Origin of the sequence: Ferrovibrio xuzhouensis, assembly GCF_042648965.1 — a bacterium.
In the GTDB taxonomy this organism is placed as follows: Bacteria; Pseudomonadota; Alphaproteobacteria; order Ferrovibrionales; family Ferrovibrionaceae; genus Ferrovibrio; species Ferrovibrio xuzhouensis.
In genome coordinates this window covers 1830746-1856995 of the sequence record NZ_JBHRYJ010000001.1, presented here as the reverse complement: position 1 = coordinate 1856995, position 26250 = coordinate 1830746, and the positions used below count along the sequence as shown (strand labels likewise).

Here is a 26250-nt window from a genome sequence, read left to right as displayed (position 1 = left end):
GCATCAGTCTGGCCTCCGGATCGCTGACAGTGGGTTAACGGGGCGCGCCACTACCGGACTTCGCCGGTCCGCGGCTGTTCGCTGGCACCGTCCTCGGCGATCACCGTCTCGCCGCCGACCATGGTCTGCCCGACGCAGACCAGCGGCACCATGGCATCGTCGAGATAGACGTCGACCCGGCTGCCGAAGCGGATCAGGCCGAAGCGTTCGCCGGCTTTCAGCTGCTGGCCCTCGCGGGCCTCGCAGAGGATGCGGCGCGCCACCAGGCCGGCGATCTGCACCACGGCGATTTCCCTGCCGCTGGCCAGCTTCAGCTTCAGCGACTGGCGCTCGTTGTCGATGCTGGCCTTGTCGAGGGCGGCATTGAGGAACTTGCCCGGCCGGTAGGCCAGCGCGGTGACGGTGGCATCGACCGGCGAGCGGTTCACATGCACGTTGAAGACATTCATGAACACCGAGATGCGCAGCAGTGCGTCGCCGCCCATGCCGAGTTCCTCGGGCGGCACCGCGCGCTCGATCATCTGCACCACGCCGTCGGCCGGCGAAATCAGCAGGCCGTCGCGCACCGGGGTGACGCGCGCCGGATCGCGGAAGAAGTAGGTGCACCAGGCGGTCAGGATGACGCCGAGCCAGCCGAGCGGCGTGGCGATCCAGAACAGCACGAGGGTCGCCACGGCGAAGATGGCGATGAATTTCCAGCCCTCGCGATGGATCGGCACCAGAACGGAACGGATGGTGTCCATGAAACTTGCGGCCCCTGCAAAGAAGTGTCGGGGGCAATGTAGCGATTCACCCCCCCGCCTTAAAGGGGTGCGCGACTGCTCAGCAGGCAGATTCCCGACGCGGAATCTTAACCTTGTCCCGCACCCGGCCGGACTAGAGGCCCTGGAACCGGTAGGTCAGGCCGATGCGGATGGCGTGGCTCTGCAGTTCCGCCGAATGGGCGAGAACCGGGTTGCCGCCGAATGTCTCGCTGACCGGGGAGGTTGAGGTGATCCGGCCGAGATCGGTGAACAGGTATTCGCCGCGCAGCGACCAGTTGTCACCCAGCGCATATTCGCCGCCGGCACCGATGCTCCAGCCGAGCTGGGTCTTGTCTTGCGAGCTGCGGGAAGACCCGCTGAAGCTGGTATCGGTATAGCTCGTATCCACCGACAGGCGCGCCACCGCCAGGCCGCCGGTGACATAGGCCAGCCAGTTGCCCTCGGCCCAGCCGAGTCGCGGCCGCACAGTCGCCAGCCAGTCCGCCTTGACCGACTGCCGGATGGTGAAGCTATTGCCGGGCGAGGAGGTGTATCCGACGGTGGTCGCGCGGTCGTCATCGAACAGCAGCGTCCCGGCATCCGCCTCGACGCCGAGGACGACATGGCCGTACTGCCGGCCGTAGCCGCCATACAGGCTGCCCGACGGGCGCCACTGTTTCAGCGTGCCGTCGCCCGCGCCAGCGATCTGGGCCGGATCGGTCGAGGTGAAGTAGCCGTCGGCTTTCGCAACCGACATGGCGGTATCGGCCTGGCTGCGCGTGGCGCCGACGGCGCCGCCGGCATAAAGCCCCGACCAGTCGATGGATGGCGCCGTCTGCGCCTGAACATTGCCGATGCAGGCCCAGCCTACTGCCAGGCCGATCAGATAGCGCCGCATTTTCGTCCCCATACTGAGTTCTTCGCGGAGCACAATATCTGGTTGTATATGACCAGTCAAATTGTCGGGCAGGCGCTATTTCACACTCACCGCCTGCGGCTTTGCATTCGGCCGTTCGGAGATCAGCGGCGCGCCGGCCTGCTGGGCCTCCTGCTGCTTGCGCCACAGCGCGGCATAGAGGCCGTCCTGCGCCAGCAGCGCATGGTGGCGGCCGCGTTCGGCGATACGGCCCTGGTCGAGGACGATGATCTCGTCGGCATCGACCACGGTGGACAGCCGGTGCGCGATCACCAGCGTGGTGCAGCCTTCCGCCGCGCGACCCAAGGCATCCTGGATCTCGCGCTCGGTATGAGTATCCAGCGCCGAGGTCGCCTCGTCGAACACCATCACCTTCGGCTGCTTGAGGAGCGCACGGGCAATGGCGACGCGCTGCTTCTCGCCGCCGGAGAGTTTCAGGCCGCGTTCGCCGACCATGGTGTTATAGCCGTCGGGCAGCCGGGCGATCAGCCCGTCGAGCTGGGCCAGCCTGGCCGCCTCGTCGATCTCGGCATCGGTCGCGCCGACCCGGCCATAGCGGATGTTGTAAGCAATCGTGTCGTTGAACAGCACGGTGTCCTGCGGCACGATGCCGATCACCCGGCGCAAGCTGAGCTGGTTGACGGTGCGGATATCCTGGCCGTCGATGGTGATGCTGCCGCCGGTGATGTCGTAGAAGCGGTAGAGCAATCGCGACAGGGTCGACTTGCCGGCGCCGGACGCACCGACCACGGCGACCTTCTCGCCCGGCGCGATCCGGAAGCTGACGCCTTTCAGGATCTCGCGGCGCGGGTCATAGGCGAAATGCACGTCGTCGAACACCACCTCGCCCGCCGGCACCGCGAGGTCGGGGGCGCCGGGGGTGTCGAGCACTTCCTGCGGCACGTCGAGCAGGCGGAACATCTGCTCCATGTCGATCATGCCCTGGCGGATTTCCCGGTAGGCGAAGCCGAGGAAATTGAGCGGCAGGTAAAGCTGGATCAGATAGGCGTTGACCATGACGATGTCGCCGATGGTCATGCTGCCGTCGCGCACGCCGATCACCGCCAGGCTCATCACGCCGATCAGGCCGACGGCGATGATGACGCCCTGGCCGATGTTGAGCAGGGCCAGCGTGGTCTGGCTTTTCACCGCGGCGTATTCATAACGCTCCATCGCTTCGTCATAGCGGCGTGCCTCGTGCTCCTCGTTGGTGAAATACTTCACCGTCTCGTAGTTCAGCAGGCTGTCGATGGCACGCGTATTGGCGCGCTGGTCCTCGTCGTTCATCTGGCGGCGGTATTTGGTCCGCCATTCGGTGATCGCCAGCGTGAACACGATATAGCCGACGATGGTGCCGACCGTGATCGCGGCGAAGCTCCAGCTGTACAGCCACCACAGGATGCCGCCGACCATGGCGATCTCGACCAGCGTGGGCAGGATATTGAAGGTCATGAAGCGCAGCACGAACTCGATGCCCTTGGTGCCGCGCTCGATGACGCGGCTCAGGCCTCCGGTCTGGCGTTCGAGATGGAAGCGCAAGGACAGCGCATGCAGGTGGCGGAACACCTCGATGGCGAGATTGCGGATCGCCGCCTGGGCGACCTTGGCGAAGACGGCATCGCGCAATTCGCCGAAGCCCTGGGCGCCGACGCGGGCCGCGCCATAGGCCAGCACCAGCAGCAGCACGGTGCCGACGGCGACGCCGGCGGCATCCACCGTGGTGCCGGCCGGCACGATGCCGCCATGCTGCAGCAGGTCGATGGCGCGCTTGAAGAAATACGGCACACAGACATTGATCAGCTTGGCGGCGATGAGGAAGACCAGCGCCACCAGCACGCGGGTGCGCAGCTCGGGCCGGCTGGCCGGCCACAGGCGCGGCAGCAGGATGGCAAGGAAGGGATTCTGGCGACGGGTCATACTGAGGGCTCGCTGGCGGCAGCTGGCAGATCGGGTGCGGTAATAAAGGGGTGCTGTTACAGGAAGGCGACGGACCGGCAGGCGATCGCGCAGCGCAGCAGAGGCTGCGCAACGCGGCGATTCTGCCTGACGTCCAGCCGGTTTAGAGGCCCTGCCGGCAGCTTGCAAGGCCACAGGGCCGGGCGTAACGTTTGCCCCCCAAACAATCCGTCCCCAACCCCGGCTAGGGAGCAGTTTGATGAAAGTGGTGAGCTTCGTCCGCAATGGCAAGAGCTCGTATGGCGTGGTGTCCGGCCCGGAAAGCAGCCTGGGGATCGTCGACATGGGCGCCCGGCTCGGCGGCAAGTATCCCGACCTGGTCGCCGTGCTGAAGGCCGGCGCGCTGGCTGAGGTCGCGGCGGCGGCCCAGGAAGCGCTCAAGGGGGGTGTGGCGCCGGACCTGAAATACGACGGCACCACCCTGCTGCCGGTGGTACCCAACCCGGGCAAGATCGTCTGCGTCGGTGTCAATTACGACGAACACCGCCGCGAGATGGGCCGCGAGCCGCCGGGCCAGCCGACCATTTTCGTGCGCTGGGCCGAGAGCCAGGTGGCGCATAACCAGCCGCTGCTGAAGCCGGCCGAATCCGACAAGCTCGACTACGAAGCCGAACTCGCCGTGATCATCGGCAAGACCGGCTACAAGGTTTCCGAAGCCGATGCCTACGGCATCATCGCCGGCTATTCCTGCTACAACGATGGTTCGGTGCGCGACTGGCAGACCCATACCAGCCAGTTCACCCCGGGCAAGAATTTCGTCGCCACCGGCGGCTTCGGGCCGTGGATGATCACCCCCGACGAGGTGGGCGATCCGCAGAAGCTCGACATCCAGAGCCGGCTGAACGGCCAGGTGATGCAGACGTCGAACACCGAGCTGATGACCTTCAACATCCGCAAGATCATCAAGTATGTCACCACCTTCATCCCGCTGCAGCCGGGCGACGTGATCGCCACCGGCACGCCGGGCGGCGTCGGCACCAAGCGCAACCCGCCGGTCTACATGAAGGACGGCGACCTGATCGAGATCGAGATCGAGAAGGTCGGCCTGCTCAGCAACCCGGTGAAGAACGCGTAAGCGGCGGGTAAACTGCCTGTTCAGAGACGGGGTGCTGTAGCGCCCCGTTTTTTTTCGTGGATGGCCGGGTCAAGCCCGGCCATGACGTTTGGTAAACAGGCCTTCAATACCAAAGACCGTCATGCCCGGACCTGATCCGGGCATCCACGCCTTCTTAGCGGTGATCCGCGCCGACCGCCTCGGCAACCGAGGCAAAGCCGTCGCGTTTCAGCAGCCGGGCCAGTTCGGCCTTGATGCGGCCGACCAGGCCGGGACCCTCGTAGACCAGCGCCGAATAGAGCTGCACGGCAGACGCGCCGGCGCGAATCTTGGCATAGGCCTGCGCACCCGAGGCGATGCCGCCGACGCCGATCAACGGGATGCGCCCGCCGGTCAGGCGATAGAGGTCCTTCAGCACCGCCGTCGAACGGTCGAACAGCGGCTGGCCCGACAGGCCGCCGGTTTCCCTGGAGTTGCGGCTCTGCAGCGTCGCCGGACGGGCGATCGTGGTGTTGGTGGCGACGATGCCGTCGAGGCGGAAATTCTGCGCGAGCTTCGCCACGTCGTTGAGGTCCTCGTCGGCAAGGTCCGGCGCGATCTTGACCAGCAGCGGTCGCTTCAGCCGGTCGCGCAGAGGCTGCAGCCGCGCCAGCAGGGCGTTCAGCTCATCGCGGCCCTGAAGATTGCGCAGGCCCGGCGTGTTCGGCGAGGAGACATTGACCACGGCGAAATCGCACAGCGGCGCCAGCCGCTCGTAGCCGATGGCATAATCGCCCGGCCGGTCGGCGCTGTCCTTGTTGGCGCCGAGATTGACGCCGACCAGACCGATGCCGTCGCGGCCGCTGCGCTGGGCTGCTTCGCGCCGTGCCTCCAGCCGCCGTGCCGCCGCCTCCAGGCCATTATTGTTGAAGCCCATGCGGTTGATCACCGCGCGATCCTCCTCCAGCCGGAACACGCGCGGGCGCGGATTGCCCGGCTGCGGTTTCGGCGTCACCCCGCCAACCTCGACAAAGCCGAAGCCGAAGCCGAGCATCACGTCGGGGACTTCCGCGTTCTTGTCGAAGCCGGCGGCGAGGCCGACCGGATTGCTGAGCGCGCGGCCGAACAGCCGGGTCGCCAGCACCGGGGCGTCGCGCCGCGCCGGGGAAGAAAAAAGCTGGGACGGCAGCAGGCCGCTGGCCAGCAGCTTCAAGGTCAGGCGATGCGCCGTCTCGGCATCGACATGGCGGACCAGAGGCCAGGCGAGGCAGCGATAGAGGTTCATGGCAGGCCCTTGGAAGTGAAGTCTGGCGGAAAGATGTGCCGGCCGGTTGCCGCGTCGAGCGGCAGCGGCAGCACGCGGGTGACGGCTGCCACCGGCAGCGCGCCGTAGAGATGCGGGAAGAGATCGTCGTTGCGCGACTTTTCCCATTTCAGCGGCGCCTCGAGCCTCGCCGTATCGACCGCCAGCAGCAGCAGGCCGGTCTGGCCGGCATAATGCTTGGCCGCCGTCTCCGCCGCCTGGGCTGCGGTCGAGAAATGGATGAAGCCGTCGCGGCGGTCATGAGCGGTGCCGGCGAAGGCGCCGGCTGCCTCTGCCGCCACCCAGTCGGCCGCGGCGATGATGCGGTAGATCGTCGTCATAATTTTCTTCACTCATCCTTCTTATAATTATCCCACCGCCACTGGAGTGCTTTCTTGTGCGGGAAACTATCCATCATGCGCAAATTATCCACTGTTAGACGAATCCGTTCTCGCGAAAACCCGCTTCGGGAAATGATGTCGAAGGAATCTGGATTGATAGAGAAAACATTCGCATCAAACAGTCTATGGTGCGTGGCGCAGAGCACTAGTCCATTTCGGGGATCATTAGATCCATCATTTTCGACAGGAATAATATGGGCCGCCTCCAATCCTGATAAAATATCGAAGTCGCAAACCGCGCATCTTGCCCCCTGGGCATAGAAAACATCCTTCCTGAATTTCTCCTGCTTCTCCCGAGCCTTCACCAACCTGTAGTGACTCACCAAATTATTGGCGAATGAACTAAAATCAGTTGCTTGATCGAAAGGATTCGAGCCCATCGTTACTGACAAATGTGCAATGAAATTTTCTTCAGTTTTATATTGTGAATTCTGAACTCTCTCACTGGAGAGAGACATTGTTGTCCCACGCATGTGATACTTCGGATTAAAGCCAAAGTTATCCACGAAGTCACTCCAGCCGTATGAGATCATCTCCCCTTGAAGCAATATGATTATTGGGAAACGATTCTCCCCCCATATACGGGCGGATAGCTCATGACACATACCTGAAGTGCGGTGCAATACTTGGCCGGCATATCTAAAATCCGTACTCTCAAGAAGCATAAGAAAGTCACCGGTTTTCATATTACGGAGCACAATCTCCGCCCCTGCCGGTATACCCCATATCTGAAAACCGGTCGGCGCCAAGTCATTTAGCTTTGCTCGAACATCTAGCAACTCATGCGGCGCTAAATGCTGAATATGGGATTCAATGTCTTCATATTTGAATCGCTTCAATCCTTCAGAGCTACTTCCCAAACTTTTTGGGAAATCTCTCGCCGTCATTCGTTCTCCTACGTGTTGGTAATAGATAGTCATAGTGCTTATTCCCTTTAATTTAGCAGGGTATATACACTATTTCGTCTTCCCCGTCGCCTTGTCGAAGCTGCGCAGGCCGGCCATGCCGAGCATGGCGAGCACCAGTTCGAACAGGCCGTCGGTCTGAATCTCCGGCGGCCGCACCCCGGGGAACCACAGCGCCGCCGCCCAGAGGAAGACCGGATGGCCGAGATAAGCCCAGCCGACGGCCGCCGCGCAGATCCAGCCGACCGCCGGGCGCCAGCCGGCGACGAAGACCGAACGGTGCGTCGCCTCGATCTTGTTCAGCTCGACCTGCAGTTCGGCGGGATGCTGCCTGAGGCGCTCCAGCACGGCCTGGGCCTGCAGGCGTTCATCGTCGGAAGTGAACAGCTCGACACTGAGATTCGAACGATCGAACTGCGCCTGCAGCAGCTCGGCGGCAGCATCGAGTTCGGCGGCTGCCGCACCCTGGTGCTCCGGCGCAATGTCACGGCCGGGCCGGAAGGCAAACCAGCGCGACCACGGCGGCGCCAGCTGCGCCAGCAGACTGGCGGCGAGCTGGTCGACCGCATCGGCGGCGGTCGCATCGTAGAGCTTGTCGCCGGCAGCCTGCTGGCCCGGCGCAGCCGCGGTCACGGCACTGCGCCGCACCGGCAGGGCATAATCGTAGCAATCCTGCCACAGGCCGGACCAGACCTGCTGGCGGCCGCGGGCGCGGCCGAGGCGCCGGCGCAGAGCGGCGGCATCGGGCTGAGCGGGAATGCGGGGATCGGTCATCGTCATGGCTGCCTCAGTCGCCGATCAGCCGCTTCGGCGCGCCGGCCCCGGCATTGGCATTGCCGGCCGCGCTGTCGAGGCCGCGCCAGGAGGTGGCGATGGTGTCGCCCTGGGCCCGCCGGCGCCGCTCGCGCGCCGCCTCGGCGGCCAGATCGGTCGCGCTCGGCTGCTCCGGCTCCGGCGGCAGGGGTGGTGGCGGCGCGGGCGGCGGAGGCGGCGGCGACGATCCGAACAGACCACCCATGACGGGGTTCCTTTCCTGCTGGCGCTGCGGTGGGCAGGCGCCCCGGCCGAAATCCGGCTCAGGCGGCCTTATCCACGAAATGTTCTGATGAGGTGGATTTATAGAACAAAAGAGGTTCATTGTCAAGGGAAATTTTCCGCAAATGCTGATATGGTTCCCATGGTGTTCTTATTGTCCAGCTTTGCAACCCGATCAGGCGTTTGACCGTCTCGACACAGGAAAACGGCAGCGGTGGCGCCAGCCGGCGCGGCGGTTCGACGACCGGCACAGTTAGTGCGCAATGCCCGGTCCGGCGCAGGTGCCCGGCCAAGTCGGCCTCCCGTGGCCAGGCCGGAAAAGCCCGCAAAACCAGCCAATGCGACAACGGATCGACGCCTATCCAGCCCTCCGGCAGCCGCAGGTAGGCACAGCAGTGGCGGAACCCCGGCTTGAGAAGCCGCAGCCAGGGCAGGGCCGTCTGGTCGGCGAAGACCACCACCGCCCGATCAGCACTCGTGGCGGCGCTGGCGGCCGCATCTGCCACTGGAACAAAGCGCGATATATCCGTATGCGCGAAAGAATGTTTCATGGGAGCGCCGGATGTCTGGAAGAACAGGGTGTAAATACCCGCGGCGATAGACCCTTATATTCCTATATTGTTCTTATGTCAAACACAAAATAAGTGAATATTCCTGTAGCCAAAACCCGGGAATTGCAAGACAATGTTCCCATGCTTACCCATAAGGCGATCTGGGCCGCGCTCGACGGCCTGGCCGAGAAATACGGGCTGACGGCGTCCGGTCTGGCCCGCAAGGCCGGGCTCGACCCCACCACCTTCAACCGCAGCAAACGGATTTCCCGCGACGGCAAGCAGCGCTGGCCGTCGACCGAGTCGATTTCCAAGGTGATCGACGCCACCGGCGCCAGCGTCGCCGAGTTCATGGACCTGCTGAGCGAGAATGGCGGTGGCAGCCGGATCGGCCACCGCATCCCGCTGATCGGTCTCGCTCAGGCCGGATCGGCCGGCTATTTCGACGACGGCGGCTTTCCGGTCGGCGAAGGCTGGGAGAAAATCCCCTTCCCAGATCTCGGCGATCCCAATGCCTATGCGCTGGAGATCAGCGGCGACAGCATGCTGCCGGTCTATCGCGACGGCGACATCGTCATCGTCTCGCCGGCGCAGAACAACCCGAGCCGCGGCGACCGCATCATCGCTAAGACCATGCAGGGCGAAGTGATGTGCAAGATCCTGACGCGCAAAACCCTGACCCGCATCGAGCTGAGTTCGTTCAACCCGGCGCATCCCGACCGCAGCTTTGACACCCAGGACCTCGCCTGGATGCACCGCGTCGTCTGGGCGTCGCAGTAGCATCTTTATTGTTGTCGTCATGGCCGGGCTTGACCCGGCCATCCACGGGCGAGGAGTCTCGCTGGCATTGCAAACGAGATCACCGGCTTTTTCGTGGATGGCCGGGTCAAGCCCGGCCATGACGCCGGTTTTCTGGTAGACGTGAACCCATGACCGACACACCCGATCTCTCCGCCGCCCTGGCCCGGCTGCCGGCCCTGGTGGCCGGCGGCGGCGTGGCCTGGTGGGCGGAAGCCGGTCGGGTCGAGAAGATCACGCCTGATGCTGCCGCGCGCCGCGCCCGGGCGACACCGCCCCTGCTGGTGCACGGCAAGGCGACGGCGGCGCGGCTCGGTGTCGAACCCTTCCCGTCGCTCGACCTGCTCGACCTGTTTGCCTTCGTGCGCCCGGCGCGTTTCTGCCTGCCGACCGCCCATGGCCTGCTCGACCGCGTCGGGCTCGATGCCGCCGACGACGAGGAGGCCGCGCAGTATCTGCACGAGGCCGCCGCCATCCTGCTGGCCGAACTGCCGCAGCAGCAGCCGCGCAGCCTACGTCGTGCCGCGCGGCTGGCACAGACGCTCAACAAGGCCGGCTGGTCCTGGGCGCCCTGGCTGCTCGACGCCTTCGGACCGGTGCTTGCCAATGTGCCGGCCGGCGGCGCCGGCGGCCTCGACATCTGGCAGGAACTGCCCGAATGGGTCGACTATGCGCCGCCGCCGCCGCCCGATACCCAGAGCGTGTCGGCCGCTGAAGCGCGCGAACGGCTGGCCCGCCTGCTCGGACGCAATCCGCAGGGACCGGCCGCGGAGCTGCGCGAGGCCCAGGCCGATTATGCCGCGACCACCGCGCAGGCCTTCGCGCCGCGCGAGGCGGTCGGCATGCCCGAGATGGTGCTGGCCGAGGCCGGTACCGGCATCGGCAAGACGCTCGGCTATATCGCGCCGGCCAGCGTCTGGGCCGAGAAGAACGGCGGCAGCGTCTGGCTGTCGACCTATACCAAGAACCTGCAGCGGCAACTCGACCGCGAACTTGACCGGCTGTTCCCCGATCCGGCCGAGAAGGCCGCCAAGGTCGTCATCCGCAAGGGCCGCGAGAATTATCTCTGCCTGCTGAATCTGGAAGATGCCGCCCAGGGCGGCGCGGCTCGGCCGCAGGACCTGGTGCCGCTGGCGCTGGTGGCGCGCTGGGCCGGGGCGACGCGAGACGGCGATCTGGCCGGCGGCGACTTTCCCGCCTGGGCCGTCGACCTGCATGGCCGGGCACGCACGGTCGGGCTGACCGACCAGCGTGGCGAGTGCATCCATGCCGGCTGTCCGCATTACCGCAAATGCTTCATCGAACGCAGCGTGCGCAAGTCGCGCAAGGCCGAGATGGTGATCGCCAACCATGCGCTCGTCATGATCCAGGCCGCGATGGGAGAAGACGACAGCCAGAAACCCCTGCGCTACGTCTTCGACGAGGGCCATCACCTGTTCGAGGCCGCCGACAGCGCCTTTGCCGCCCATCTGACCGGACAGGAAGCGATCGAACTGCGCCGCTGGCTGCGCGGCCCCGAGGGCGGGCGGCGCAGCCGCGCCCGTGGTCTTGCCAACCGCATCGGCGATCTGGTCAACGACAACGAAGCCGGCAAGGCCGCGCTCGAAGCCGTCACCGAGGCCGCCCGCGCCCTGCCCGGCGATGGCTGGCTGCCGCGCCTGACCGACGGTGCGCCGAACGGCAGCGGTGAAATCTTCCTGGCGAAAGTGCGCCAGCAGGTGCTGGCCCGCGCCCGTGAACCGGACTCACCTTACGGCCTCGAATGCCCGACACGCGAGCCGGTCGACGGTCTGATCGAGGCGGCACGGATCTTCGCTACCGGCATCGCCCGCATCCTTGAGCCGCTCAACAAGCTGGCCAAGGCGCTGACCGACATGCTGGCCGACGAGACTGCCGAGCTGGAAACCGCGACGCGCAGCCGCATCGAGGGCGCCCTGCGCGGCCTCCTGCGCCGCAAACTCACATTGGAAGCCTGGCGCAGCATGCTGCTCGATCTCGAGACCGGCACGCCGGACGCCTTCGTCGACTGGTTCGCGCTGGACCGCATCGAGGGCCGTGATTTCGACCTCGGCCTCTACCGCCATTATCTCGATCCGATGCTGCCGTTCGCCGGTGCCGTGCTGAAGCCCGCCCATGGCGTCGCCGTCACCTCGGCGACCCTGCGCGATCTCGCGCCGGGCAAGAGCGACGCGGCACCGGAAGCCGCCTGGGGCACGGCGGATATCCGCAGCGGCGCCCGCCATCTGCCGATGCCGGCGCGCCATGCCGCCTTCCCCTCGCCTTTCGATTACGGCGGCCGCACCCGCGTGCTGGTCGTCACCGACGTGCGCCGCGATGCCATGGACCAGGTGGCCGCCGCCTACCGCGAACTCTTCCTCGCCGCTGGCGGCGGAGGCCTGGGCCTGTTCACCGCGATCTTCCGCCTGCGCGCCGTGCAGAAACGCATCCTGCGGCCGCTGGCCGAGGCCGGCCTGCCGCTCTATGCCCAGCATGTCGATCCGCTCGACAATGCGACGCTGGTCGACATCTTCCGCAGCGAGGAGCATGCCTGCCTGCTCGGCACCGATGCCATGCGCGACGGCGTCGATGTGCCCGGTGCAAGTTTGCGCCTTGTCGTGTTCGACCGCGTGCCCTGGCCGCGGCCGGACCTGCTGCACAAGGCACGCAAGGCGGCCTTCGGCGGCCAGGCCTATGATGACCTGCTGACCCGGCTGAAGCTGAAGCAGGCCTATGGCAGACTGCTGCGCACGGCCAATGACTATGGCGTCTTCGTCGTGCTGGATGCGCAGCTGCCGTCACGGCTGCTGTCGGCGTTTCCGTCCAGTGTCGAGGTGCGCCGCGTCGGCATCGCCGAAGCCGTGGCCGAAACCCGTGGCTTTCTCACGCAGATGCGCAGCGGCGCGGCAACGGCGGCGCAGGACGGGTTTTAGTCCCGGACCTGGACCCTACTCCTTCATCACCGCGTCGATCACGGCGCGCTGGGCTTCGTCATTGAAGATCATGTCCATATGCGACAGGCCGGGCAGCACGGTGACCATGGCATCGTTGCGCAGGCCGGTGACCAGCGGCGCATAGGCATCGGCAACCATCAACTCGTCCTTGCCGCCGACGAGGATCACCGGCGGACTCGGCGCCGTGCGCAGATCGGCGGCGTAATCGTCATGGGGCTTGAAGTTGCGCCACAGGCGCCAGGAATAGGTATAGGCATGGCCGCCACCGTCGCGCCGCGCGAACGCCAGCACCGGCAGATCCTGGAACCACGGCAGGCCGATGCGGTCGAGCAGGCTGAGACCGATCAGCCGCGGAATATAGGCCGCCACCCAGCCACCGCCCGCGCTGCGGTAGGTTGGCGCGTCATGCGACAGCATCGGCGCCAGCAGGATGAACCGGTGAAAGTCTTTCGCCAGCGGCGAGCCGGCGATGCGCAGCGCGAAGCCGCCGCCCGACGAGAAGCCGATCAGCGTCCATTGCGCCGCCGGATGGTCGATGCGGCTGGCGGCGAGGAAATCGGCGAGATCATCCTCAAGCTGGCCGACATAGGCGATGTCGCCGCGCAGCGCGCCGCTCTGGCCATGACCGCGAATATCCAGCGAATAGACCGTCGGCGGATCCGGCATGCTCTGCAGCGCGCGGGCCAGGCTGTGCATGCTGGCGCTGTCGGCAGTCGAGCCATGCACCAGGATCACCGCGCGGGCGATGGCACCAGGATAGACGCGATAGGCCAGCGCCATGCCATCGCGCGCCCGCACGAAGCGACGCTCGGGCAGCGCGCTCAGGCTCTGCCGGGCGACCGCATCGTTGATGCTGGCCAGCGGCGCCGGCGCCGCGGCGGTGCCCCAGACGATGGCCGCCGCCCAGGCCGCCAGCAGCAGCAGAACGGTGCCAAGCCCCGGCAGCAGGATATAGCGGACGAAGCCACGCATCGGACCACCATACAGGTCGCGGGCCCGCAGGAACAGGTTGCGGGGCGGCAGGAAACCCGCAAAGCATGGCGAAACTGTGACCCGCGCCCCTCTTGCGGAGGCCGCCCCGCTTCCCCATAGTTTGACGGCTCCACGCTTCTCCTGGCCCGCAACCCCTGGGCCCGCAACCTCTGTCCCGGAAGCCGCTCATGTCGACCATCACGCCGCACAACGCCCTGATCTACGCCATGGTGATTGCCGCCCTGGCCGACGGCAAGCTGAAGGATTCGGAAGTCGGCGCCATCGATCTTGCGGTGCGCAGCCTGCCGATCTTCAAGGGCTACAGCGTCGATGCGATGCGCGTTGCCACCGGCGACTGCGTGGCCCTGCTCGACGAGGAAGACGGCGTCGAGGCGGCCCTCGGCCTTGTGAAAGAGGCGCTGCCGGAAGACTGGTCGGAAACCGCCTATGCGCTGGCCTGCGACGTGGTGGCGGTGGATGGCCGTGCCCGGCAGGAGGAGCTGCGCTGGCTGGAGATGCTGCGCCACGAGATCGGCGTCGAGCGGCTGCATGCCGCCGCCATCGAGCGCGGTGCGCGGGCGCGCTACAAGCGCAACCACGCCATGGCCACCGCCTGAGCGATCTGATGGCGGCCTACTCGGCCGCTTTCGCTTTCTGCATCGCGGATTTCGCCAGATCGCTGCCCTGCGGCACGATCAGCGGGATGGCGCGCGGCCCGATGCTGACCGTCGCCGGCAGCCTTGCCGCGATATCGCCATCGGCCTGCACCGGCTCGCCATCGGCATAGGCACTGTCGCCCAGCGTGGCGACCGTCACCTGGCGGCCGCGCACCAGGGTGATTTCCGGCAGATGCTGCAACAGGCCGGCGGTCAGCGCCGCCGTGGCGCGGAGCGCGCCGAGGCGGCCGCCCATGCCGAACAGGCAGACCTGGAAATCCGGCGCGTCGAGCCGCGCGTCTGGCGCACAGACAAACTTGCCACCATAGAAATGTCCCTTGGCGATCACCGCCGAGGCGCAGTCATAGTCGCGGCCGTCGATGGCGAGGCGATAGCGCGGCACTTTATACTGCACCAGCTGACGCAGGCTTTCCGTGACATAGGCGCCTTTGCCGAGCCAGCGTTTCAGACCCGGCGGCAGGTCGGCCACCACATGGGCGTCGAAGCCGACACCGGCCATGATGGTGAATAGTCTATCATTGACAAAGCCCGGCCAGATCTGGGCGACCGGGCCGTGGAGGACCGCCTGCATGACGGCAGCCGGATCGAGCGGCAGGCCGGTTTCCATCGCCAGCACATTGGCGGTGCCGAGCGGGAAAATGCCGAGTGGCGCCGAATCCAGCGGCAGACCATTGGCGACCTCGCCGATGGTGCCGTCGCCACCGGCCGCCACCACGGCATCGTATTTCGTCGCGTGGCCGTCGCCGGCAAAAGCCTCGGCATCGCCGCGCCTGGTCGTCGGGCGGAATTCGACCGCGCAGCCGGCATCTTCCAGCAGGTCGAGGTAGGCCTCGAGCCGGACCCGCTTGCGGCGGCCAAGCTGCCCTGCACCGGCAGTGGGGTTGTAGATCACCAGCAGGCGCCGGCGGTAAGTCGCGGACATGACCGCCCGGATAGCAGATTTCGGCCGCCGGCGTCAGGGGATGGTTTTATGACAGTTTTCCCGGGGACCGGGCTTTTCCGGGGCAAACCGGGTCCGGGCAACCTGCCGCGCGGCCGGATGCCGCAGTCGGCCGCGCTCTTGACCCGGATCAACGCCGCACCCGCGCCGGGGGCATAGACAGGAGGGCATGACCCCTTCGCCCACCGACCCGTCAGAGACTCCGGCTGCCTTGGCAGCCGGCCGGATCGCCGCCATCCGCGGCTCGGTGATCGACGTGCGCTTTCCGGCCGGACAACTGCCGGCGATCAACGATGCCCTGGTCATCGCCGCCGGCGGCGACCGCCCGCCCCTGCTGGCCGAAGTGCAGCAGCATGTCGATCCGGCCACCGCGCGCGCCGTGGCGCTCGGCGAGACCGGCGGCCTGCGCCGCGGCCTGGCCGTGCAGGCCACCGGCGCACCGATCCGCGTCCCGGTCGGCGACGCCGTGCTCGGCCGCCTGCTCGATGCCACCGGACATCCGGCCGACCGCGCCGGCCCCTTGCCCGCCGACGGACCGCGCCGGCCGATCCATGCGCCGGCGCCGGCACTGGCCCGCCAGGGCGGCAGTCGCGAGATTTTCCACACCGGCATCAAGGTGATCGACCTGCTGGCGCCCCTGGTGAAAGGCGGCAAGGCGGCGATGTTCGGCGGCGCCGGCGTCGGCAAGACGGTGCTGATCATGGAACTGATCCGCACCACGGTGGAGCGTCACTCCGGCATCTCGGTCTTCGCCGGCATCGGCGAACGGTCGCGCGAAGGCCATGAACTGCTGCTGGAACTGCGCCAGTCCGGCGTGCTGCCGCGCACCGCACTGGTGTTCGGCCAGATGAACGAGCCGCCGGGTGCGCGCTGGCGCGCCGGCCTGACCGCACTGGCCATCGCCGAGCATTTCCGCGACGACGCCCATGAGAATGTGCTGCTGCTGATCGACAACGTCTACCGGCTGGTGCAGGCCGGCGGCGAGGTCTCGGGCCTGCTCGGCCGCCTGCCCTCGCGCGTCGGCTACCAGCCGACGCTCGCCTCCGAGATCGCCGAATTCGAGGAGCGCATCGCCTCTGTGGCCGGCACGGCGATCACGTCGATCCAGGCCGTCTACGTCCCGGCCGACGACTTCACCGACCCGGCGGTGGCGGAAATCTTCAGCCATCTCGATTCCTCCATCGTGCTGTCGCGCCAGATGGCTGCCGAGGGCATGTATCCCGCCGTCGATCCACTGGCCTCGACGTCCAGCCTGCTCGATCCGCGGCTGGTCGGCGAGGTGCATTACCGGGTGGCGCAGGACGTGCGCAAGACCATCGCCGCCTATCGCGAACTGCAGGAGATCATCGCATTGCTCGGCATCGAGGAGCTGAGTGCCGGCGACCGCCGCACGGTCGGCCGGGCGCGGCGCCTGATGCGTTTCCTGACCCAGCCCTTCATGGTCACCCTCGCCTTCACCGGCAAGCCGGGCCGCGCCGTCGAGCTCGACGCGACCCTGGCCGGCTGCCGCGCCATTCTCGACGGCGTGGCCGACGGCTGGGCCGAAGACTCGCTTTACATGGTCGGCGATCTCGACGAGGCCCGGGCCAGGGAAGCGGCGGCCGGGCGGGCGCCGCAGAAAGCCGCGTCATGAAGCTGACGGTCACCACGCCGCTCGCCGTTGTCATCGACGCCGCCGATGTCACGCATCTGCGCGCCGAGGATGCCACCGGCGCCTTCGGCATCCTGCCGCGCCATGCCGATTTCCTCACCGTGCTGGCGATCTCGGTGGTCGTCTGGCGCGATGCCGCCGGACGGGAGCATTACGTGGCGGTGCATGGCGGCATGCTGGAACTGCATGGCGGCGATCATATTGCCATTGCCACCCGCGAAGCCGTGCCGGGCGACGACCTCGCCCAACTCGAAACCGAGGTGCTGTCGCGGTTTCGCCGCCAGCAGGCCGAAGAGCAGGAAGCCCGCACCGACGCCCAGCGGCTTTACCTCGCCGCCATCGGCCGCATCCGCCAGATGCTGCGGCCCGGCCGCCCGGACGGCGCCCTGACCGCCATGTCCGCCAGCAGGGGATCCGGCCATGAACCCTGATCGCGATCCCCGGCATGATCCGGGACAGCCCGCCGCCCCGCTTGACCACGCGATACGCACCCGGCGCAACCGCCGGGCGCTGTGGCTGCGCGAGGGCGAACGATCGCTGGCGCAGAATCTTGCCATGATCGGCGCGCTCGGCTGGACCATCATCACGCCGACCCTGATCGGCATCTTCGCCGGCCGCTGGCTCGACCGGCTCTTCTCGGCCGGCCTCTTCTGGACACTGGGCCTGCTGGTCGCCGGACTGGCGCTTGGCTGCTGGCTGGCCTGGAAACGGATCGACCGGCCATGATGCATGACCTGCTGACATCGCCGTTCCTGGTCTTCCCGGCCGCCGCCGTGTTCGGCTTCGGCTTCGGCCTGTTCTATTTCGGTGCGATTCGCCAGACCGCCGAGCAGATCGCCGGCCGCGGCGGCTGGCTGCGACCGGCCGTCTTCACACTGGCACGACTGGCCGCCGCTATTCTGCTGTTCGCCTTCATGGCGCGCCTCGGCGCCTTTCCGCTGCTGGCCGCCTTTGGCGGCTTCATCGTCTCGCGCGCCGTCGCCCGCCGTGGCGCGACCCCGGCAAGGCCGTCACAAAGCCCGGAGGCGGAGTGATGCAGGGCTCGCCGCTGTCCAGCACCATCCTGTTCCATCTCGGCCCGGTGGCGATCAGCCGGCCGGTGCTGACCACCTGGGCGATCATGGCCGTGCTCGTCGCGGTCTCATGGCTGGTGACGCGCCGGCTGCAGTTGCGGCCGGGCCGCGGCCAGGCGGTACTGGAACTGGCAGTCACCGGGATCAGCGGCCAGATCGAGGAGGTGATCCGCCGCGACGGCCGGCCGCTGCTGCCGCTGCTCGGCACGCTGTTCATCTTTCTCGCCACCGCCAACCTGTCGGGCGTGCTGCCCGGCACCGAGGCGCCGACCGGCCGGCTGGAGACGCCGGCGGCACTGGCGCTCGTCGTGTTCTGCGCCGTGCATTATTTCGGCATCCGCGCCCATGGCCTCGGCGGCTATCTCGCCAGCTTCGCCGAGCCGAAGCTGATCATGCTGCCGCTCAACATCCTGTCCGAGATCACGCGCACCTTCTCGCTGATGGTGCGCCTGTTCGGCAACGTGATGAGCGGCGAATTCGTCATCGCGCTGGTCGTCACGCTGGCCGGGCTGTTCGTGCCGATCCCGCTGATGGCGCTCGAGATCATGCTCGGCCTGGTGCAGGCCTACATCTTCACCGTACTCGCAACCGTCTTTATCGGCGCCGCCGCCGGCAGCGCCGAGGCAGGCTAGAGGAGATCTGTCCATGGACCCCAAACTGTTCAGCATCATCGGCGCCGTGCTCGCCGTGTCGATCGGCTCGATCGGCCCGGCGCTGGCGGAAGGCCGCGCGGTGGCCGCCGCGATGGATGCCATCGCCCGCCAGCCGGAAGCCGCCGGTACCATCTCGCGCACCCTGTTCGTCGGTCTGGCGATGATCGAGACCATGGCGATCTACTGCCTGGTGATCGCCCTGCTGCTGCTGTTCGCCAACCCCTATATCGGCTGACCATGCATTTCGACTGGTGGACCCTCGCGCTGCAGACGGTGAATTTCGCGATTCTCGTCTGGCTGCTGCAGCGCTTCCTGTACAAGCCGGTGCTGCGTCTGGTCGACGCGCGCCGCACCGAGGTCGACACCCGCTATGCCGCCGCCGACGCGGCGAAGCAGGCGGCCGAAAGCGAGCAGCAGGCGGTGGCGGCCGAACGGATCGGCATCGCCGACGAGCGCGATGCCGTGCTACGCAAGGCGGTCGCCCAGGCCGAGCAGGCCGCCACCGCCCGACGCGAGCAGGCCGACAGCGAAGCCGCCGACCTGATCGCCGAGACACGGCGCAGCCTGGCCGAGGAACACGGCGCCGCCCGCACGGAATTGCGCCGGCAGGCGCTTGAACTCGGCCTCACCGTGGCGCGCCGGCTGCTCGACGAGATTCCGCCTGCCCTGCGCGCCGAGGCCTGGCTCGAGCGCATCGAGCAGTATGTCGCCGCCCTGGCGCCCGAGGACCGCGCCGCCCTGCGCGACGGTGTGCATGGCGGCCTGAAAGTGGTGACTGCCAGCGCATTGCCCGAGGCAGCCCGCGCCGACTGGCAACGCCGGCTCCGCGCCGCACTGGATGGCGCGGCGGATCATGTGCTGACCATCGACTTCGCCGTCGATCCGGCCCTGATCGCCGGTGCCGACCTGCATTTCGCCACCGCTGTCCTGCGTTTCTCGTGGCAGACCGCCCTCGCCGGCATGCATACCGAACTTGAGAGCAATGTCGACGCTCACTGATGATCTCCGGCTCTGGGCCGGCCGCAGTCGCGCGCAGATCGATGCGCTGACCGTCGCCCCGAGCCTCGAACAGATCGGCCGTGTCGAGCAGATCGGCGATGGCGTTGCCATCGTCTCGGGCCTGCCGGAAACCCGGCTCGACGAAATCCTCGCCTTCGAAGGCGGCCTGCGCGGCCTGGCCGTCGACCTTGGCGACTCCCGTATCGGCTGCATCCTGCTCGGCGATGCCGGCAGTGTCCGCGCCGGCAGCATCGTGCATGGCACCGGCAACGTGGCGCGCACACCGGTCGGCGAGGCTCTGCTCGGCCGCGTGATCGACGCGCTCGGCACGCCGCTTGACGATGGTCCGGCCCTCGAAGGCTGCGCCATGGCGCCGGTCGAGCAGCCGGCACCGCCGATCATCGACCGCGCCCTGGTCACCCGGCCGCTCGCCACCGGCCTGCTGGTGGTGGATGCCATGATCCCGCTCGGCCGCGGCCAGCGCGAACTGATCGTCGGCGACCGCGGCACCGGCAAGACGGCGATTGCCGTCGACGCCATGATCAACCAGCGCAACACCGACGTGATCTGCATCTATGCGGCGATCGGCCAGAAGGCCTCCTCGGTGGCGCAGGTGATCGATGCGGTGCGCCGCCATGGTGCGCCCGAACGCTGCATCTTCGTGGTAGGCGAGGCCGATACCGCGCCGGGCCTGCAATGGCTGACGCCCTATGCCGCCTGCAGCATGGGCGAGTATTTCATGGCCCAGGGCCGCGACGTGCTGCTGGTGCTGGACGATCTGACCAAGCATGCCGCGGTCTACCGCCAGGTCTCGCTGCTGCTGCGCCGGCCGCCGGGCCGCGAGGCCTATCCGGGCGATATCTTCTATATCCATTCGCGGCTGCTGGAACGCGCCGCCCACCTGTCACCGGAAAAGGGCGGCGGCTCGCTGACCGCCCTGCCGATTGCCGAGACCCAGGCCGGCAATATCAGCGCCTATATCCCGACCAACCTGATCTCGATCACCGACGGGCAGATCTACCTCGATCCACGGCTGTTCTACGAGGACCAGAAGCCGGCCGTCGACGTCGGCAAGAGCGTCTCGCGGGTCGGCGGCAAGACCCAGGCGCCGGCGCTCAAGGCCCTGTCGGAAAGCCTGCGCCTCACGTATGCGCAGTTCCTCGAACTCGAGGTCTTCACCCGCTTCGGCACCATGGTCGACGACCGCACCAAAAAAACCATCGATCACGGCCGCCGCATCCGTGCGGTGCTGGCGCAGCCGCAGTTCGCACCGCTTGGCCTGGGCGAGCAGGTCGCCCTGCTGTTTGCCGTCGGCGAAGGCCTGCTCGATGAGCTGCCGCTCGAACATGTCGGCCGCTTCCGCGCGCTGCTGCCCGGCTGGCTCGCCGACCGCTGTCCGACGCTGCTGAAGCTCGACGATGCCGCCCGGGCGCTGACCGAAACGCAGCAGGCCGAACTGCGCATGGCGCTGACCACGCTGGCGCAGGAAGCGCGGAAGACCGCATGAGCGATCTGGCCGAGACCCGCGCCCGCATCGCCAGCATGGCCGAGCTGCTCGATATCGTCGGCGCCATGCGCTCGCTGGCGGCCATGCGCATGCAGGAAGCGCTGGGCCGGCTCGATGGCATCCGCAGCTATGCCGATGCCATGGCTACCGCCATCGCCGATGCGACACTGCTGCTGCCCGCCGGCGGCCAGGGCAGCCCGGCCGGTCCGCAGGCCCTGGTGCTCTGCATGGCGGAACACGGCTTCGTCGGCGGCTTCAACGAGCGTCTGGTGACGGCGGCGCTGCCGGCATTGCGGCCCGGCGATGTGCTGGTCGTACTGGGCAGCCGCGGCGCGCTGCTCGCGGAAGAGAAAGGCCGGCCGGCCGATGTCGTGCTGCCGATGGCGACCCGCTGTGCCGGCGTGACCGACATGGTCGGGCGGCTCTCGGCCGAGCTGTACCGCCGCATCGCCGCCGGCCGGCTCGGCGCCATCACGGTGATGTTCGCCCGCTACCGTCCCGGGGCGATGGCCGGCATCGAGACCCGCCGCCTGCTGCCGCTGGACGACGGGATCCGGCAGCAACGCCGGGCCACCCAGCCGCCGCTGCATAATCTCCCCCCCGCCGCCCTGCACGAGCAGCTGGTGGCCGAGCATGTCTTCGCGCTGCTGACCGAGGCGGCGGTGGAATCGCTGGCCAGCGAGAATGCCGCCCGCTTCGCCGCCATGGATTCCGCCCGCGACAATGTCGGCAAGCAGCTCGACAGCCTGCGCCACAAGGCCCGCCAGGCCCGCCAGACCGAGATCACCACCGAGCTGCTGGAGCTGGTCACCGGCGCCGAGGCGCTACAGGCGTAGCCAATTTTGGTTTATTGAGAATTTTACTGCGTTTACTGTGTAATCTTCTGCCCGCTATTTTTCATAGATATATTGCTTATTTAAAAATTTCGCCTAAAATTAAATAGTTGAAGGCGCTATGTAAGCCAAATTGAATAGCCATGCAAGATATTGATAATACAGGGGGAAATTCGCGGATCGGGCAGTATGAAATAACTGCCATCGGCGGAGAGAAGGTTCGCGCGTATATTCCTCCACCTTTGCCTCCCTCACCACCGATCCAGATTGAAGGGCTGCTTTCCTTGCTGGAAAAAGCCAATCGTGCCTTGGGGCGCCTGGACGGGATGGCAGCAATCCTGCCCGATAAACCTCTCTTTATTTATATGTATGTCCGCAAGGAAGCCCTCCTCTCATCCCAGATCGAAGGGACGCAGTCGTCACTCTCCGAGCTACTGCTGTTTGAAAATGAGGCCTTGCAGACGATCCCTACTGTTGATGTGCAGGAGGTCTCTAATTATGTGGCAGCCCTCCAGTATGGCCTGAAGCGCATAGCGGAGGACTTCCCGCTTTCTCTCAGGCTCATTCGGGAAATCCATGCCGTACTGCTGGCTGCGGGCCGTGGTAGCGACAAACAGCCAGGCGAATTTCGCACCAGTCAGAACTGGATTGGTGGTACGCGTCCGGGAAATGCTACTTATGTCCCACCTCCACATACCACAGCATTGAACTGTCTCGGGGATCTGGAGAAATTCATTCATAGCGAGACTGCGCAATTGCCACTGTTGATAAAAGCCGGCCTTGTACATGTCCAATTTGAAAGCATTCATCCATTTCTGGACGGTAATGGCCGGTTAGGGCGGCTTCTTATAACATTCCTGCTGTGTGCTGCCGGTGCTCTGAGCGATCCGATCCTGTATCTCAGCCTCTATTTCAAGCAGCATCGCGAGCGTTATTACAATCTTCTGCAGGAGGTTCGCGAAAAAGGGGCATGGGAAGCATGGCTGGAATTTTTCCTGACTGGCATCATCGAAACATCCGAACAGGCAACGCAAACCGCCAAAAAAATCCTGAGCCTGTTTGCCAGTGACCGGGCACGTATAGAAAAGCTGGGGCGCGCGGCGAGTTCTGTGAGCCTGCTGCACCAGTGGATGCAGCGGCACCCCGTTTTCAGTATTCCGATGGCCACCCGGGACCTGGGTCTCTCGCATCCGACCATATCGAAGGCTGTCGAGCAGCTGAGAGGCGAGGGCATTGTGCGGCAAATCGATAAGAAGCGCCGCGATAGGAATTTTGTCTATTCCTCCTATCTTGACCTGCTCAACCAGGGCACCGAACCATTGGCCTAAAACCTCGCCGAATCCGGGGTTGACAGCCATATTGCGCTGGCTATAGTGCGCGCCTCGGAATTCAGGTGGTGCCGGAGGCCCGGCGCCGCCATTTTCTTATGCCAAACAATGGCTTAAGAAACTGGTTAGAGGATTGGCAAGATGTTCGCAGTGATCAAGACCGGCGGGAAGCAGTACAAGGTGGCCGCGGGCGACGTGCTCGAGGTCGAGCTGCTGGCCGGCGAAGCGGGCGACAAGATCGCCTTCGACCAGGTGCTGGCCATCGGCAACGGCGGCGACGTCAAGCTCGGCAAGGATCTGGCCACTGCCAAGGTGACCGCCGAGGTGATCGGCCGCACCCGTGGCCCCAAGCTGATCATCTTCAAGAAGCGCCGCCGGCAGAATTCGCGCCGCAAGAACGGCCACCGCCAGCATTACACGGCGGTCAAGATCCTCGAGATCGCGGCCTGAGCGGCCCGGCACAGATTTAAGGAGACAGTCTCATGGCACACAAAAAAGCTGGCGGCTCCTCGCGCAACGGTCGCGACTCCGAGTCCAAGCGCCTCGGCGTCAAGAAGTTCGGCGGCCAGGCCGTCGTTTCGGGCAACATCATCATCCGCCAGCGCGGCACCAAGGTGCATGCCGGCAAGAACGTCGGCATGGGCAAGGATCACACCCTGTTCGCCACCACCGACGGCCATGTGAAGTTCCACGACGGCAAGGCCGGTCGCTCGTTCGTGTCGGTGCTCCCGCCGGAGGCGTAACCTTACGCGCCTTTCCCGAGAGCAGACAAAACAGATCAAGGGGAATGGCGCAGGCCATTCCCCTTTTTCTTTGTCTTCTGAAACGATAGCAGCACTCCGATGAAGTTCCTCGATCAGGCCAAGGTCTATATCGAAAGCGGCCATGGCGGCGCCGGTGCCATGAGCTTCCGCCGCGAGAAATTCATCGAATACGGCGGCCCGGACGGCGGCAACGGCGGCAAGGGCGGCGACGTCTGGGTTGAGTGCGTCGACGGGCTGAACACCCTGATCGACTATCGCTACCAGCAGCATTTCCGCGCTGAGCGCGGCGGCCACGGCATGGGCCGCCAGCGTTCCGGCGCCGGTGCGCCCGACGTCATTCTCAAGGTGCCCAAGGGCACGCAGATCTTCGCCGAGGATGAAGAGACGCTGATTTGCGACATGACCGAGGTCGGCCAGCGCGTCATGCTGGCCAAGGGCGGCGACGGTGGTTTCGGCAACGAACATTACAAGTCGTCGACCAACCGGGCGCCGCGCCGCTCCGATCCCGGCTGGCCCGGCGAGGAGAAATGGATCTGGCTGCGGCTCAAGCTGATCGCCGATGCCGGCCTGGTCGGCCTGCCCAATGCCGGCAAGTCGACCTTCCTGTCGCGCGTCAGCCGCGCGAAGCCCAAGATCGCCGACTATCCCTTCACGACACTGAAACCGCAGCTCGGCGTGGTGAAGGCCGACGAACGCGAATTCGTGCTGGCCGACCTGCCCGGCCTGATCGAGGGCGCCGCCGAAGGCGCCGGCCTCGGCCATCGCTTCCTCGGCCATGTCGAACGCTGCGCGGTGATCCTGCATCTGGTGGATGGCACCGCGGAAAATCCGGTCGCTGACTGGAAGCTGATCCGCAAGGAACTGAAGAAATACGGTGGCGGCCTCGACACCAAGCTCGAGATCATCGGCCTGAACAAGATCGACGCCATCCCCGAGGATGAGCTGCAGGCCAAGATGACCAAGCTGAAGCGCGCCGCCAAGCGGCCGGTCTTCGCGCTGTCCGGCGTGTCTGGCGAGGGCGTCGATGCCGTGGTGCGCCAGCTGTGGGAGATCATCGCTGCGGCCCGCCAGGCCGAGAAGGACGGCATCGTGGTGGAGGGCGAAGCGGACGTGAAAGGCGTGGTGCGATGAACGCCGCGGCCCGCACACTTCCTTCGCTCGATAAAGCCAGACGCATCGTCATCAAGGTCGGCTCGTCGCTGCTGGTCGACAGCGAGAAGGGCACACTGCGCGCCGCCTGGCTGAACGCCCTGGTCGATGACATCGCCGCTCTGCGCGAAGCCGGCAAGGATGTGCTGGTGGTCTCGTCGGGCGCCATCGCGCTCGGCCGCCGCATCCTCGGCATCGACGCGAAAGCCCTGCGGCTGGAAGACAGCCAGGCAGCCGCCGCCGCCGGCCAGATCCGTCTGTCGGCCGCCTGGGGCGAGGCGCTGGCCAAACACGACCTCAAGACCGCGCAGATCCTGCTGACCTTGGGCGACACGGAATCGCGCCGCCATTACCTCAATGCCCGCGAGACGGTGAACACGCTGCTGAAATTCGGCGTGGTGCCGGTGGTCAACGAGAACGACACCGTGGCGACGGCGGAAATCCGCTTCGGCGACAACGACCGACTCGCTGCCCGCGTCGCCCAGATGATCTCGGCCGACTGCCTGGTGCTGCTGTCCGACATCGACGGGCTGTATACCGCCGATCCCGGTGTCGATCCGGCGGCACAGTTCATTCCCGTGGTCGACGGGATCACGCCCGAGATCGAGGCGATGGCCGGCATCTCGCGCTCCGGTCTGGGGCGCGGCGGCATGATCACCAAGATCGTCGCCGCCAAGATTGCCGTCGGCGCCGGCTGCGCCATGGTGATCGCCAACGGCAAGCAGATGCACCCAGTGCAGGCCGTGCGCGACGGCGGCCGCTGCACCTGGTTCGCCGCCGCCGGCACGCCGACGGCCGCGCGCAAGCAATGGATCGCCGGCCATCTCAACCCGCAGGGCAGCCTGACGGTGGATGCCGGCGCGGCGAAGGCGCTCCGCGGCGGCCGTTCGCTGCTGCCCGCCGGCGTCACCACTGTCGATGGCCGCTTCCAGCGCGGCGATCTCGTGCGCGTCGTCGATATTGATGGCAGTGAAATCGCCGTCGGCCTGTCAGCCTATGCCGACGAGGATGCCCGCCGTATCCTCGGGCACAAATCGGGCGACATTGCCGAGATTCTCGGCTACCGTGGCCGCGACGAGATGATCCACCGCGACGATCTTGTCCTGCGTTGA

At 66.3% G+C, this 26250-nt stretch carries 28 protein-coding genes and 1 pseudogene; 18 read left to right on the top strand and 11 right to left on the bottom strand.

Annotation, left to right across the window (positions count from 1 at the left end):
- Nucleotides 1-50: 50 nt before the first annotated feature.
- From ACFOOQ_RS09230 to ACFOOQ_RS09220, 3 genes are all read right to left on the bottom strand, one after another.
- Nucleotides 51-833: a phosphatidylserine decarboxylase gene (locus ACFOOQ_RS09230; protein ID WP_379725393.1), complete on the bottom strand. Its 783-nt coding sequence runs from the start codon at nt 831-833 to the stop codon at nt 51-53.
- 43 nt (nt 834-876) lie between these two features.
- Entirely contained in the window at nt 877-1641 is a 765-nt protein-coding gene (locus ACFOOQ_RS09225) for an outer membrane protein (RefSeq protein WP_379724824.1), read from the bottom strand.
- 75 nt (nt 1642-1716) lie between these two features.
- Nucleotides 1717-3576 (bottom strand): ABCB family ABC transporter ATP-binding protein/permease, encoded by a 1860-nt coding sequence (locus ACFOOQ_RS09220; protein ID WP_379724821.1) that lies wholly within the window; start codon nt 3574-3576, stop codon nt 1717-1719.
- Between the two features lie 238 nt (nt 3577-3814).
- Here ACFOOQ_RS09220 and ACFOOQ_RS09215 point away from each other — a divergent pair, with 238 nt between their 5' ends.
- The gene (locus ACFOOQ_RS09215; RefSeq protein ID WP_379724818.1) at nt 3815-4690 is read left to right on the top strand and encodes a fumarylacetoacetate hydrolase family protein; all 876 of its coding nucleotides are present in this window, start codon (nt 3815-3817) and stop codon (nt 4688-4690) included.
- A gap of 154 nt (nt 4691-4844) precedes the next feature.
- Here ACFOOQ_RS09215 and ACFOOQ_RS09210 read toward each other — a convergent pair whose 3' ends face one another.
- From ACFOOQ_RS09210 to ACFOOQ_RS09185, 6 genes are all read right to left on the bottom strand, one after another.
- Nucleotides 4845-5933, bottom strand: coding sequence for a quinone-dependent dihydroorotate dehydrogenase (locus ACFOOQ_RS09210; protein WP_379724815.1), 1089 nt, complete (start codon nt 5931-5933; stop codon nt 4845-4847).
- On the bottom strand, nt 5930-6292 hold the full coding sequence (locus ACFOOQ_RS09205) for a DUF952 domain-containing protein (protein WP_379724812.1): 363 nt from the start codon (nt 6290-6292) through the stop codon (nt 5930-5932). Before ACFOOQ_RS09205 ends, ACFOOQ_RS09210 begins: the two co-directional genes overlap by 4 nt.
- A gap of 8 nt (nt 6293-6300) precedes the next feature.
- On the bottom strand, nt 6301-7239 hold the full coding sequence (locus ACFOOQ_RS09200) for an HNH endonuclease (protein ID WP_379724809.1): 939 nt from the start codon (nt 7237-7239) through the stop codon (nt 6301-6303).
- 69 nt (nt 7240-7308) lie between these two features.
- Nucleotides 7309-8037, bottom strand: coding sequence for a portal protein (locus ACFOOQ_RS09195; RefSeq protein WP_379724806.1), 729 nt, complete (start codon nt 8035-8037; stop codon nt 7309-7311).
- Nucleotides 8038-8044: 7 nt separating this feature from the next.
- Nucleotides 8045-8275, bottom strand: coding sequence for a hypothetical protein (locus ACFOOQ_RS09190; protein WP_379724804.1), 231 nt, complete (start codon nt 8273-8275; stop codon nt 8045-8047).
- Between the two features lie 58 nt (nt 8276-8333).
- The gene (locus tag ACFOOQ_RS09185) at nt 8334-8843 is read right to left on the bottom strand and encodes a hypothetical protein (protein WP_379724801.1); all 510 of its coding nucleotides are present in this window, start codon (nt 8841-8843) and stop codon (nt 8334-8336) included.
- A gap of 141 nt (nt 8844-8984) precedes the next feature.
- Between ACFOOQ_RS09185 and ACFOOQ_RS09180 the strand changes: the two genes are divergently transcribed.
- Together ACFOOQ_RS09180 and ACFOOQ_RS09175 are read left to right on the top strand one after the other, a co-directional pair.
- Entirely contained in the window at nt 8985-9623 is a 639-nt protein-coding gene (locus ACFOOQ_RS09180) for a S24 family peptidase (protein ID WP_379724798.1), read from the top strand.
- A gap of 149 nt (nt 9624-9772) precedes the next feature.
- Nucleotides 9773-12571, top strand: a complete 2799-nt coding sequence (locus ACFOOQ_RS09175) for an ATP-dependent DNA helicase (protein ID WP_379724795.1) — start codon at nt 9773-9775, stop codon at nt 12569-12571.
- 15 nt (nt 12572-12586) lie between these two features.
- On the opposite strand, the gene ACFOOQ_RS09170 is transcribed toward ACFOOQ_RS09175, so the two are convergent.
- A complete protein-coding gene (locus ACFOOQ_RS09170) occupies nt 12587-13564 on the bottom strand; it encodes an alpha/beta hydrolase (RefSeq protein WP_379724792.1) in 978 nt (325 codons plus the stop codon).
- 188 nt (nt 13565-13752) lie between these two features.
- On the opposite strand from ACFOOQ_RS09170, the gene ACFOOQ_RS09165 reads away from it, so the two are divergent.
- Nucleotides 13753-14181, top strand: coding sequence for a tellurite resistance TerB family protein (locus ACFOOQ_RS09165; protein ID WP_379724789.1), 429 nt, complete (start codon nt 13753-13755; stop codon nt 14179-14181).
- Nucleotides 14182-14197: 16 nt separating this feature from the next.
- On the opposite strand, the gene ACFOOQ_RS09160 is transcribed toward ACFOOQ_RS09165, so the two are convergent.
- A complete protein-coding gene (locus tag ACFOOQ_RS09160; RefSeq protein WP_379724786.1) occupies nt 14198-15163 on the bottom strand; it encodes a diacylglycerol/lipid kinase family protein in 966 nt (321 codons plus the stop codon).
- A 187-nt stretch (nt 15164-15350) separates the two neighbouring features.
- Here ACFOOQ_RS09160 and atpD point away from each other — a divergent pair, with 187 nt between their 5' ends.
- The 14 genes and pseudogenes from atpD to proB all read left to right on the top strand — a co-directional run bounded on the left by atpD (nt 15351) and on the right by proB (nt 26250).
- Complete coding sequence (atpD, locus tag ACFOOQ_RS09155) at nt 15351-16814, top strand: F0F1 ATP synthase subunit beta (protein WP_379724783.1); 1464 nt, start codon at nt 15351-15353, stop codon at nt 16812-16814.
- A complete protein-coding gene (locus ACFOOQ_RS09150; protein WP_379724780.1) occupies nt 16811-17263 on the top strand; it encodes a F0F1 ATP synthase subunit epsilon in 453 nt (150 codons plus the stop codon). The genes atpD and ACFOOQ_RS09150 overlap by 4 nt, the downstream gene beginning before the upstream one ends.
- Nucleotides 17253-17558 carry an AtpZ/AtpI family protein gene (locus tag ACFOOQ_RS09145; protein WP_379724777.1) on the top strand — a complete coding sequence of 102 codons (306 nt, stop codon included), beginning with the start codon at nt 17253-17255 and terminating at the stop codon, nt 17556-17558. Before ACFOOQ_RS09150 ends, ACFOOQ_RS09145 begins: the two co-directional genes overlap by 11 nt.
- The gene (locus ACFOOQ_RS09140) at nt 17555-17866 is read left to right on the top strand and encodes an N-ATPase subunit AtpR (protein ID WP_379724774.1); all 312 of its coding nucleotides are present in this window, start codon (nt 17555-17557) and stop codon (nt 17864-17866) included. Before ACFOOQ_RS09145 ends, ACFOOQ_RS09140 begins: the two co-directional genes overlap by 4 nt.
- Nucleotides 17866-18537, top strand: a complete 672-nt coding sequence (locus tag ACFOOQ_RS09135) for a F0F1 ATP synthase subunit A (RefSeq protein WP_379724771.1) — start codon at nt 17866-17868, stop codon at nt 18535-18537. The genes ACFOOQ_RS09140 and ACFOOQ_RS09135 overlap by 1 nt, the downstream gene beginning before the upstream one ends.
- A gap of 13 nt (nt 18538-18550) precedes the next feature.
- Nucleotides 18551-18793 (top strand): F0F1 ATP synthase subunit C, encoded by a 243-nt coding sequence (locus ACFOOQ_RS09130; RefSeq protein WP_379724768.1) that lies wholly within the window; start codon nt 18551-18553, stop codon nt 18791-18793.
- A 2-nt stretch (nt 18794-18795) separates the two neighbouring features.
- Nucleotides 18796-19557 (top strand): F0F1 ATP synthase subunit B family protein, encoded by a 762-nt coding sequence (locus ACFOOQ_RS09125; protein WP_379724765.1) that lies wholly within the window; start codon nt 18796-18798, stop codon nt 19555-19557.
- Nucleotides 19541-21064, top strand: coding sequence for a F0F1 ATP synthase subunit alpha (locus ACFOOQ_RS09120; protein WP_379724762.1), 1524 nt, complete (start codon nt 19541-19543; stop codon nt 21062-21064). The genes ACFOOQ_RS09125 and ACFOOQ_RS09120 overlap by 17 nt, the downstream gene beginning before the upstream one ends.
- Entirely contained in the window at nt 21061-21900 is an 840-nt protein-coding gene (locus ACFOOQ_RS09115; RefSeq protein ID WP_379724760.1) for a F0F1 ATP synthase subunit gamma, read from the top strand. Before ACFOOQ_RS09120 ends, ACFOOQ_RS09115 begins: the two co-directional genes overlap by 4 nt.
- Nucleotides 21901-22040: 140 nt before the next feature.
- Nucleotides 22041-22748 (top strand): annotated as a pseudogene (locus ACFOOQ_RS09110) (Fic family protein); the annotation flags it as partial.
- A 618-nt stretch (nt 22749-23366) separates the two neighbouring features.
- On the top strand, nt 23367-23675 hold the full coding sequence (rplU, locus tag ACFOOQ_RS09105; RefSeq protein WP_379724757.1) for a 50S ribosomal protein L21: 309 nt from the start codon (nt 23367-23369) through the stop codon (nt 23673-23675).
- Nucleotides 23676-23707: 32 nt separating this feature from the next.
- Entirely contained in the window at nt 23708-23968 is a 261-nt protein-coding gene (rpmA, locus tag ACFOOQ_RS09100) for a 50S ribosomal protein L27 (protein WP_379724754.1), read from the top strand.
- Nucleotides 23969-24067: 99 nt separating this feature from the next.
- A complete protein-coding gene (obgE, locus tag ACFOOQ_RS09095) occupies nt 24068-25120 on the top strand; it encodes a GTPase ObgE (protein ID WP_379724752.1) in 1053 nt (350 codons plus the stop codon).
- On the top strand, nt 25117-26250 hold the full coding sequence (proB, locus tag ACFOOQ_RS09090) for a glutamate 5-kinase (protein ID WP_379724748.1): 1134 nt from the start codon (nt 25117-25119) through the stop codon (nt 26248-26250). Before obgE ends, proB begins: the two co-directional genes overlap by 4 nt.

What these genes read in the sequence shown, in the direction of transcription:
- ACFOOQ_RS09190 (WP_379724804.1), bottom strand. Translation starts at nt 8,275, where the DNA reads ATGGGTGGTCTGTTCGGATCGTCGCCGCCGCCTCCGCCGCCCGCGCCG.
- ACFOOQ_RS09150 (WP_379724780.1), top strand. Translation starts at nt 16,811, where the DNA reads ATGAAGCTGACGGTCACCACGCCGCTCGCCGTTGTCATCGACGCCGCC.
- ACFOOQ_RS09185 (WP_379724801.1), bottom strand. Translation starts at nt 8,843, where the DNA reads ATGAAACATTCTTTCGCGCATACGGATATATCGCGCTTTGTTCCAGTG.
- ACFOOQ_RS09170 (WP_379724792.1), bottom strand. Translation starts at nt 13,564, where the DNA reads ATGCGTGGCTTCGTCCGCTATATCCTGCTGCCGGGGCTTGGCACCGTT.
- ACFOOQ_RS09140 (WP_379724774.1), top strand. Translation starts at nt 17,555, where the DNA reads ATGATGCATGACCTGCTGACATCGCCGTTCCTGGTCTTCCCGGCCGCC.
- ACFOOQ_RS09145 (WP_379724777.1), top strand. Translation starts at nt 17,253, where the DNA reads ATGAACCCTGATCGCGATCCCCGGCATGATCCGGGACAGCCCGCCGCC.
- ACFOOQ_RS09175 (WP_379724795.1), top strand. Translation starts at nt 9,773, where the DNA reads ATGACCGACACACCCGATCTCTCCGCCGCCCTGGCCCGGCTGCCGGCC.
- ACFOOQ_RS09195 (WP_379724806.1), bottom strand. Translation starts at nt 8,037, where the DNA reads ATGACGATGACCGATCCCCGCATTCCCGCTCAGCCCGATGCCGCCGCT.
- atpD (WP_379724783.1), top strand. Translation starts at nt 15,351, where the DNA reads ATGACCCCTTCGCCCACCGACCCGTCAGAGACTCCGGCTGCCTTGGCA.
- ACFOOQ_RS09220 (WP_379724821.1), bottom strand. Translation starts at nt 3,576, where the DNA reads ATGACCCGTCGCCAGAATCCCTTCCTTGCCATCCTGCTGCCGCGCCTG.
- ACFOOQ_RS09135 (WP_379724771.1), top strand. Translation starts at nt 17,866, where the DNA reads ATGCAGGGCTCGCCGCTGTCCAGCACCATCCTGTTCCATCTCGGCCCG.
- rplU (WP_379724757.1), top strand. Translation starts at nt 23,367, where the DNA reads ATGTTCGCAGTGATCAAGACCGGCGGGAAGCAGTACAAGGTGGCCGCG.
- proB (WP_379724748.1), top strand. Translation starts at nt 25,117, where the DNA reads ATGAACGCCGCGGCCCGCACACTTCCTTCGCTCGATAAAGCCAGACGC.
- ACFOOQ_RS09125 (WP_379724765.1), top strand. Translation starts at nt 18,796, where the DNA reads ATGCATTTCGACTGGTGGACCCTCGCGCTGCAGACGGTGAATTTCGCG.
- ACFOOQ_RS09215 (WP_379724818.1), top strand. Translation starts at nt 3,815, where the DNA reads ATGAAAGTGGTGAGCTTCGTCCGCAATGGCAAGAGCTCGTATGGCGTG.
- ACFOOQ_RS09115 (WP_379724760.1), top strand. Translation starts at nt 21,061, where the DNA reads ATGAGCGATCTGGCCGAGACCCGCGCCCGCATCGCCAGCATGGCCGAG.
- ACFOOQ_RS09160 (WP_379724786.1), bottom strand. Translation starts at nt 15,163, where the DNA reads ATGTCCGCGACTTACCGCCGGCGCCTGCTGGTGATCTACAACCCCACT.
- rpmA (WP_379724754.1), top strand. Translation starts at nt 23,708, where the DNA reads ATGGCACACAAAAAAGCTGGCGGCTCCTCGCGCAACGGTCGCGACTCC.
- ACFOOQ_RS09205 (WP_379724812.1), bottom strand. Translation starts at nt 6,292, where the DNA reads ATGACGACGATCTACCGCATCATCGCCGCGGCCGACTGGGTGGCGGCA.
- obgE (WP_379724752.1), top strand. Translation starts at nt 24,068, where the DNA reads ATGAAGTTCCTCGATCAGGCCAAGGTCTATATCGAAAGCGGCCATGGC.
- ACFOOQ_RS09210 (WP_379724815.1), bottom strand. Translation starts at nt 5,933, where the DNA reads ATGAACCTCTATCGCTGCCTCGCCTGGCCTCTGGTCCGCCATGTCGAT.
- ACFOOQ_RS09200 (WP_379724809.1), bottom strand. Translation starts at nt 7,239, where the DNA reads ATGACGGCGAGAGATTTCCCAAAAAGTTTGGGAAGTAGCTCTGAAGGA.
- ACFOOQ_RS09165 (WP_379724789.1), top strand. Translation starts at nt 13,753, where the DNA reads ATGTCGACCATCACGCCGCACAACGCCCTGATCTACGCCATGGTGATT.
- ACFOOQ_RS09120 (WP_379724762.1), top strand. Translation starts at nt 19,541, where the DNA reads ATGTCGACGCTCACTGATGATCTCCGGCTCTGGGCCGGCCGCAGTCGC.
- ACFOOQ_RS09180 (WP_379724798.1), top strand. Translation starts at nt 8,985, where the DNA reads ATGCTTACCCATAAGGCGATCTGGGCCGCGCTCGACGGCCTGGCCGAG.
- ACFOOQ_RS09225 (WP_379724824.1), bottom strand. Translation starts at nt 1,641, where the DNA reads ATGCGGCGCTATCTGATCGGCCTGGCAGTAGGCTGGGCCTGCATCGGC.
- ACFOOQ_RS09130 (WP_379724768.1), top strand. Translation starts at nt 18,551, where the DNA reads ATGGACCCCAAACTGTTCAGCATCATCGGCGCCGTGCTCGCCGTGTCG.